Origin of the sequence: Methanosarcina sp. UBA5 (assembly GCF_002505485.1) — an archaeon.
GTDB lineage: Archaea > Halobacteriota > Methanosarcinia > Methanosarcinales > Methanosarcinaceae > Methanosarcina.
Genome location: NZ_DAVG01000014.1, coordinates 38,799 through 45,988 on the forward strand (window position 1 = coordinate 38,799; position 7,190 = coordinate 45,988).

Genomic DNA, 7,190 nt, shown 5'->3' on the forward strand with positions numbered 1-7,190 from the left:
TAAAATAAGAAAAAATAAACATTTTAACCAAAGAAATTATAGAAGATTCAAACTTATAGCAAATGAAACCGGATCACAATAGCCGTGAGGAGAAAAACCTGAGGCTAAGCAGAAAAAGAGAAGAATTTAATAAAATTATTAAACAAATACATTATAAGTTTAAAGACTTGAACAGGAAAACTATTAAATTGGAAACTGTATATGTGATGGTTAAAATACATATGTTCCCCCTAAAAATACGTTTATTTTTTAATACTAGTCATTAAAATCACCCCATAGGATGGAGGAAAACAGTAGCATGAGATCCATTGTGGAAGAAGCCCTTGCTCGATCTACCCTGGAAGGACGTGCCGGGCAGAAAGAGTATTCAAATTTAGATTACTCTAACGTAGTAGACTCAGATGTTGATGCTGAACTCGAAGAGATCCTCAGAAGCCTTAAAACAACTATCAAAGTGGTAGGTTGCGGAGGCGGCGGTTCAAATAGCATCCAGCGCATGATGGGTGAAGGGATTCAGGGAGCGGACCTCGTTGCCTTGAATACCGATGCCCAGCACCTTCTTCATATACGCTCCGGCAAAAAGATTCTTATCGGGAAAAAGAAAACCCGTGGACTTGGAGCCGGCAGCCTTCCCCAGATCGGAGAAGATGCTGCAATCGAGAGCATTGACGAAATTAACACCGTTGTCGAAGGCTCTGACATGGTCTTTATTACCGCAGGCCTTGGAGGAGGAACCGGCACAGGATCGGCACCTATAGTAGCTGAGGCCGCCAGAGACGCAGGAGCCCTTACGATTGCAGTCGTCACTCTACCTTTCAGTGTGGAAGGTCATGTCCGCAGGACCAATGCAGAAGCCGGTCTTGAACGTCTTAGAGACGTCGCAGACACGGTAATAGTGGTTCCCAACGACAAGTTGATCGAAGTTGTTCCGAGGCTTCCGCTTCAGGCTGCCTTCAAAGTCTCAGACGAAATTCTTATGAGAGCCGTAAAGGGCATAACCGAACTGATAACAAAACCCGGACTTGTAAACCTTGATTTTGCAGATATCCGAACTGTTATGCAGAATGGAGGCGTTGCAATGATAGGGCTTGGAGAGTCCGACGGAGAAAACAAAGCTGTCGAATCCGTGCAGAAAGCCTTGCGCAGCCCGCTTCTTGATGTGGACATTTCAGGTGCAACCTCTGCCCTTGTTAATGTAATTGGAGGTCCTGATATGACAATTTCGGAAGCTGAATCTGTGGTTCAGGAAGTTTACAGCCGGATAGACGCAAATGCACGTCTGATCTGGGGTGCCCAGGTTGACCCTGATCTAGAACAAACCGTACGTACTATGATCGTGGTTACAGGAGTAACATCCGCCCAGATTTATGGTCATGGAAACGACAAGGATATTACCTTTAAATATGGAATTGATTTTGTAGAGTGATCAAACCAGAGATAAAAGGGATTAAAATCTTCGGTTGGGGAAAAATACTGTTTTCCTCTCTTTAAAATAAAAATAAGGGATAGGAATAAAAACCAATCGAAAACTATTTTTATGGTAAATGCCGTATGGTGCCGATACAATTCGGCATCAAAAATGAAATATTTCTACTGACGCGATTTAAGCTTTGGAACAAATATAAATCCAGCATCAAAATCTTTTGACGTTTTAAAAGCTGTGTCAGTGATATCTTCATATAATAGGAACTAATAATATAAACCGCCCGTTCCTTCCTTAATATAAATCCGGAAATTCTAGATGTAAGAAAATGAATTTCGGAAATGGAAAAACCATAGGAAGAACTCTAGGCAAAAAATTGAAGAAGGATATGCAAAATAAAGAAAACCTGGATGTGAATTGATGGTAGAATCCACGTTTGAACCGAAAGAAGCTGTACAAAGCGTTGGTCAGGTAATCCGGGCACACCTGAGAGTCCTGAAACTTACTAAAAAACCGTCCAGGGAAGAGTTCTTGACCATTGCCAAAGTTGCAGGTATTGGCATTCTGGCTGTGGGAGCAATAGGATTTATAGTATATGTACTGTTGACAATGTTGCCCCAGTGGGTGGCTAAATGAGTGAGGATTCCCAGATATTTGTAATCAAGACCACAGCAAATCAGGAAAGATCGGTTGCAACAGCCCTTGCCAGGGTTTCGAAAAAGGAGAAGCTGGATATAAGGGCAATTCTGGCTCCTGATGAACTAAAAGGATATGTCCTCGTCGAAGCTCCTAAGTCCGGAATCGTAGAACTGGCAATCCAGACTATTCCCCATGCACGGGCTCTTGTCAAAGGGAGCTCTTCAATTGCTGAAATTGAGCACTTCCTTAAACCCAAACCGACAGTGACAGGAATCAAGGAAGGAGCTATAATTGAGGTCACTTCAGGACCCTTTAAGGGGGAGAAAGCCCGGGTCAAAAGAGTTGACGAAGGACATGAGGAAATTACTGTGGAACTGTTCGATGCCGTGGTTCCGATTCCCATCACGATTCGTGGCGATACTGTAAGAATACTTAAAAAAGAGAATGAGTGAAGTCACAGCGAGATGGGGAAAATACCGAAAATTCCAGCTTATTAATAAATAAAACCACCAGTACTCAAAGTGGATCTAAACAGATCTACAAACATTATACTTATTAAAATCGGTGAGACTCAGATGACAAGTATTGTTGAAGCACTTGTCCCCGGAGGAAAAGCAAATCCAGGACCACCTTTAGGTCCGGCGCTTGGTCCTCTTGGGGTCAACATAAAAGAAGTGGTCGAAAAGATCAATGAGAAAACCAGGGACTACAACGGTATGCAGGTTCCTGTAAAAGTAATTGTTGACGACAAGAAAAATGTCGAGATCGAAGTAGGCACTCCACCCACCGCATCTCTGATTATGAAAGAGATAGGGATTCAAAAAGGGTCCGGAAATGCAGGAAGCGAAGTTGTTGGAAACCTCAACATTTCGCAGGTTGCAAAGATTGCCCGCATGAAGAGGGAAGACGTACTTTCCTATGATCTCAAGTCAACAATGAAAGAGGTAATAGGTACCTGTGTCCCTATGGGCGTGACCGTAGAGGGAGTTAAGCCTAGAGACAGCCAGAAGGCACTCGATCAGGGCAAGTTCGATGATTTGCTTGCCGGTGAGGAGTGGTAAACCTTCCCATCCCTTTGCGATTTAATCCGGAATTTCGTCCATTACCAATAGTTTTAAATTGGATAGCACTAATAGCTCAAGAACCTTGTATATCATTGCAATATATAAAAAAGACAGTTATTAGTGGTTTATTGTTAAGAATAGCAGAATATCCGGATTAATGGGAAAGCCCTAAGACCAACCGTAGTAAGCCGAAAAGGCTGCTTGGGCATGTAAGTTCAAACACTACGGGGAGGAACAAGATGGCAGAAAAAAGTATACTGGAAGCTGTCAAGAAATTACTTGAAGAATCGCCAAAACGCAATTTCTCTGAAAGCGTAGACCTGGCGATTAACTTAAAGAATCTTGACATGAACCAACCGAAGAACAGAGTCGATGAAGAAGTAATTCTTCCTCACGGGCTCGGAAAAGAACTGAAGATCGGCGTTTTTGCAAAGGGTGATGTGGGCCTTAGAGCAAAGGCTGCCGGTGCTGCGTATGTTATTTCTGATGTTGAGCTCGATGAACTGGCGGCTGATAAAAACCGAGCCAGGACTCTTGCAAACGAATGTGACCTTTTTATCGCAGAAACCCAGTTTATGCCAACAATTGGTAAGAATCTGGGTATTGTCCTTGGACCCAGAGGGAAAATGCCTATTCCGCTTTTACCTAACAAAGACATAGGCGAACTTATCCAGAGCAAGCAAAATGCGATCAGATTGAGGTCAAAAGACAAGCTCACTTTCCATGTGCCTGTTGGCCGAAGGAATATGAATCCCGATGACCTTGCCGAAAACGTTGAGACTATAGTGTCCAGGCTGGAGCGTGTTCTGGACAAGGGCAGGCACAACCTGAGAACAGTCTATGTCACGACAACTATGGGAAAATCCGAAAGGGTGGTGTAAATGGCAGAGGAGAAACATCACACGGAGCACGTCCCAGAGTGGAAAAAGGATGAGATCGAGAATATAAAAGAGCTCATTCAGTCCCACAAGGTTTTCGGAATGGTCGGGATCGAAGGCATTCTTGCAACCAAGATCCAGAAAATTCGCCGGGATCTTAAAGACGTTGCAGTGCTCAAGGTCTCAAGGAACACCCTTACTGAGCTGGCTTTGAACCAGCTCGGAGAAAGCATTCCCGAGATGAATAAATACCTTGACAAGCAGACTGCTCTGGTATTTACTAACGAAAGTCCCTTCAAGCTTTACAAGGTGCTAGAACAGACAAAAACCCCTTCTCCAATTAAAGGAGGCGCAATAGCTCCTGTGGACATTGTTGTTCAGAAGGGACCTACCAGTTTCCCGCCTGGTCCGATTCTCGGAGAACTCCAGAGTGCAGGAATTCCAGCTTCAATAGACGCAGGAAAAGTTGCAGTAAAGGAAACTAAGGTTGTCTGTAAAGCAGGTGAGGCAGTCCCGCAAAAGCTCGCAACCATGCTCACAAAGCTTGAGATATATCCTCTCATTGTAGGGCTGGACTTAAGAGCCGCCTATGACGATGGGACAGTTTACGAGCCCGAACTCCTCGCAATTGATGAAAGCCAGTACTTCTCTGACATTACCAGAGCAGCCCAGAACGCTTTCAACCTCGCTGTCAACACTGCATACCCGACAAGCGCAACAATCGGCACCCTGCTTGCAAAAGCCTTTGCAGAGTCAAAGAACCTTGGTGTCAATGCTGTCGTGTTTGATTCCGGAGTCATGGACGCCTTACTGGCAAAAGCTCATGTCCAGATGACATCCGTTGCATCCAAAGCCGCAGACAAAGATGCAAATGCCGTGGATGACCAACTGAGGGAAGCTCTCGGAGCAGCCGCAAGCGCAGCAGCCGCAGCAGCCAAGGCACCCGAGAAGAAAGAAGAAGTAAAGGAAGAAGAGAAAGAAGAGGAAGAAGACCACTCTGAAGAAGATGGAATGGCTGGTCTCGGTGCCCTTTTCGGATAAATAAATTTACGATAATTGAAACTTAGGTGATTAACTATGGAATATATATATGCAGCTCTCTTATTGCACAACGCTGGTAAAGCAATTACCGAAGAAGCAGTCACTGCCGTTCTCCAGGCAGCAGGTATCGAAGTTAACGAAGCCAGGGTAAAGGCCCTTGTCGCAGCCCTTGAAGGCGTGGACATCGAAGAAGCAATTGCAAAGGCAGCATTCGCAGCTCCCGCAGCCGGCGCAGCAGCCCCTGCAGGTGCAGCAGCCCCTGCCGCAGAAGAAGCTCCTGCTGAAGAAGAGAAAGAAGAGGAAGAAGACCACTCCGAGGAAGACGGAATGGCCGGCCTCGGTGCTCTCTTCGGATAAACGCAAATCGAACTTTAATACCTATGGCTCGCCTTACGGCGAGCACTCTTTTTACATTTTAGTTTGCGTTTTAGTTCGAAGGCGTAGACATTTAGAAACCTTTTTTCCTATATATCACTTAAAATTATTTCCATAACTCTTATTTCTAAACTTTTAGAGCAAACTGTATCGCTCAACTTTTAAGGGAAAGAATCTTGTAATTAAAAATAGAAAATCTGGATAAATCTATTTATAATGTGACTGTTCTTTACTAATATAGACAATGATCCTTGTGTTTTATTAGACAAATGATACCTATGTCCCGATTTGACCCTATCCTGGCTTCAAGAGCACTCTGGCAGATCCGAGTACGAAAGCGTCCTTTTGTCCTTTCCCACGGTGTAAATGCCCGCTGCAACATGCGCTGCAAGTTCTGTGAGTACTGGAAGAATACCGGAGAAGAGCCAACTAGAGAAGAGATTTTTAAATTGTTGGACGATGCTCGAGAATTCGGAATCGGTGTCTACAATGCCTGGACCGTAGAACCTCTCCTCCGAAAAGACCTTCCTCAGATTATGGCACATGCCAAAGGAATCGGGATGATCACTTCCATGGTCACAAACGGGAAGCTGCTTTACGAAAGGGCTGAAGAGCTGGGAGATGTGGACTACCTTTCGGTCTCAGTAGATGGGATAGAGAGCTATAAAGAAATCCGCAGGATGGATTTCGAAACTCTGCTAAAGGGCTTAAAAAAAGCTATCGAGGTTAGAAAACTTCAGAAAAAGAAGAACCCTATCCTGATGAACTGCGTGCTCACAGGAAAAAACCTGGACGATATCGAGACTCTCATTTTGCTTGCAAAAAAGTTGAGAGTAAAGATTTCCTTCGAGCCTGTACACGAGTTTCCCGGAATCAGTGAGGAGATCTGGAACGATATTGGAATTCGAGATATGGAAAAATTCCGCAATATAGTTGACCGCATAATCGGGCTTAAGAAGCAGCGCTACCCGATAATCAATTCTATAACGTACCTCAAAATGGTCAGGGACGGAGAAATGGACTACAGGTGCAGGGCCAGCGGGATTATTATGAATGTGACGCATGAAGGCACTTTGGAAACCTGCCGTGTACATAACGAATCTCTTGGAAACGTGATATGGGACGGCTTTGAAAGCGTCTGGGAAAACTCGGAAGAACATAGGAAGGAAATTGTCAAAAATTGCAGTGGCTGCCTCTTTTTTGGATATACGGAAAATAGTTTGATGCAGAGCTTTAATCCTGAAGTCCTGATGCATTACGAATGGATGTAAACCCCGAATGCGATTCGGGAGCTCGCCGTCCTTTTCGCTCACTTCGTTCGCTCAAGAGGGCTGAAATCGAGGGGTAAGGGAACTATTTTTTTAATTTAGGGCGCTCAGTACCTCAGGCTCAGCGGCTTCGCACGCTTCGAGCCTTCGGGCTTCACCCAATGGAATTCAAACGTGTTTCAGCTAGTAACTTAAGTGGTAAAGTAGAAAGTAATTACAGTTTCCTCAGAAGACGGAAGCCAATGCCGCCGTTGTGGCCGTCGGTGTCGTGCCTAAAGCGGTAAGTTGACCGGCAGTACCTGGCATTGCCGGACCAGCCGCCACCACGTATCACACGATTAGTGCTAGCTCCATCTTCCCAAGCACTACCATCAGAAGGAGCTCCTTCATAATTAACGTGCCATCTGTCCTGAACCCATTCCCAGACATTCCCATTCATGTCATAAAGGTCCCATGTATTGGATTTCTTCTGGCCAACTGGATGAGTTTCAGCTCCAGAGTT

General features: G+C 44.8%; 9 protein-coding genes. 8 read left to right on the plus strand and 1 reads right to left on the minus strand.

The features are described 5' to 3' along the window. The first annotated feature begins 298 nt into the window (after positions 1-298). The 8 genes from ftsZ (at position 299) to BP621_RS01200 (ending at position 6,691) form a co-directional block, all read left to right on the plus strand. Entirely contained in the window at positions 299-1,426 is a 1,128-nt protein-coding gene (gene ftsZ, locus BP621_RS01165; RefSeq protein WP_292387453.1) for a cell division protein FtsZ, read from the plus strand. A gap of 417 nt (positions 1,427-1,843) precedes the next feature. Then, on the plus strand, positions 1,844-2,059 hold the full coding sequence (locus BP621_RS01170) for a protein translocase SEC61 complex subunit gamma (protein WP_292387454.1): 216 nt from the start codon (positions 1,844-1,846) through the stop codon (positions 2,057-2,059). Beyond that, positions 2,056-2,514: a transcription elongation factor Spt5 gene (locus tag BP621_RS01175; RefSeq protein WP_011305647.1), complete on the plus strand. Its 459-nt coding sequence runs from the start codon at positions 2,056-2,058 to the stop codon at positions 2,512-2,514. The genes BP621_RS01170 and BP621_RS01175 overlap by 4 nt, the downstream gene beginning before the upstream one ends. Before the next feature lie 123 nt (positions 2,515-2,637). Then, positions 2,638-3,123: a 50S ribosomal protein L11 gene (locus tag BP621_RS01180; protein WP_292387459.1), complete on the plus strand. Its 486-nt coding sequence runs from the start codon at positions 2,638-2,640 to the stop codon at positions 3,121-3,123. Between the two features lie 242 nt (positions 3,124-3,365). Then, positions 3,366-4,007: a 50S ribosomal protein L1 gene (locus BP621_RS01185; RefSeq protein ID WP_292387461.1), complete on the plus strand. Its 642-nt coding sequence runs from the start codon at positions 3,366-3,368 to the stop codon at positions 4,005-4,007. Continuing rightward, on the plus strand, positions 4,008-5,045 hold the full coding sequence (locus BP621_RS01190; RefSeq protein WP_292387463.1) for a 50S ribosomal protein L10: 1,038 nt from the start codon (positions 4,008-4,010) through the stop codon (positions 5,043-5,045). It abuts the gene before it with no gap. 36 nt (positions 5,046-5,081) lie between these two features. Continuing rightward, positions 5,082-5,402: a 50S ribosomal protein P1 gene (gene rpl12p, locus BP621_RS01195; RefSeq protein WP_292387465.1), complete on the plus strand. Its 321-nt coding sequence runs from the start codon at positions 5,082-5,084 to the stop codon at positions 5,400-5,402. Between the two features lie 296 nt (positions 5,403-5,698). Then, a complete protein-coding gene (locus BP621_RS01200) occupies positions 5,699-6,691 on the plus strand; it encodes a radical SAM protein (protein WP_292387466.1) in 993 nt (330 codons plus the stop codon). 211 nt (positions 6,692-6,902) lie between these two features. Here the strand turns inward: BP621_RS01200 and BP621_RS01205 are convergent. Continuing rightward, the coding region (locus BP621_RS01205; protein WP_292387469.1) for a formylglycine-generating enzyme family protein at positions 6,903-7,190 on the minus strand (288 nt) is incomplete at its 5' end.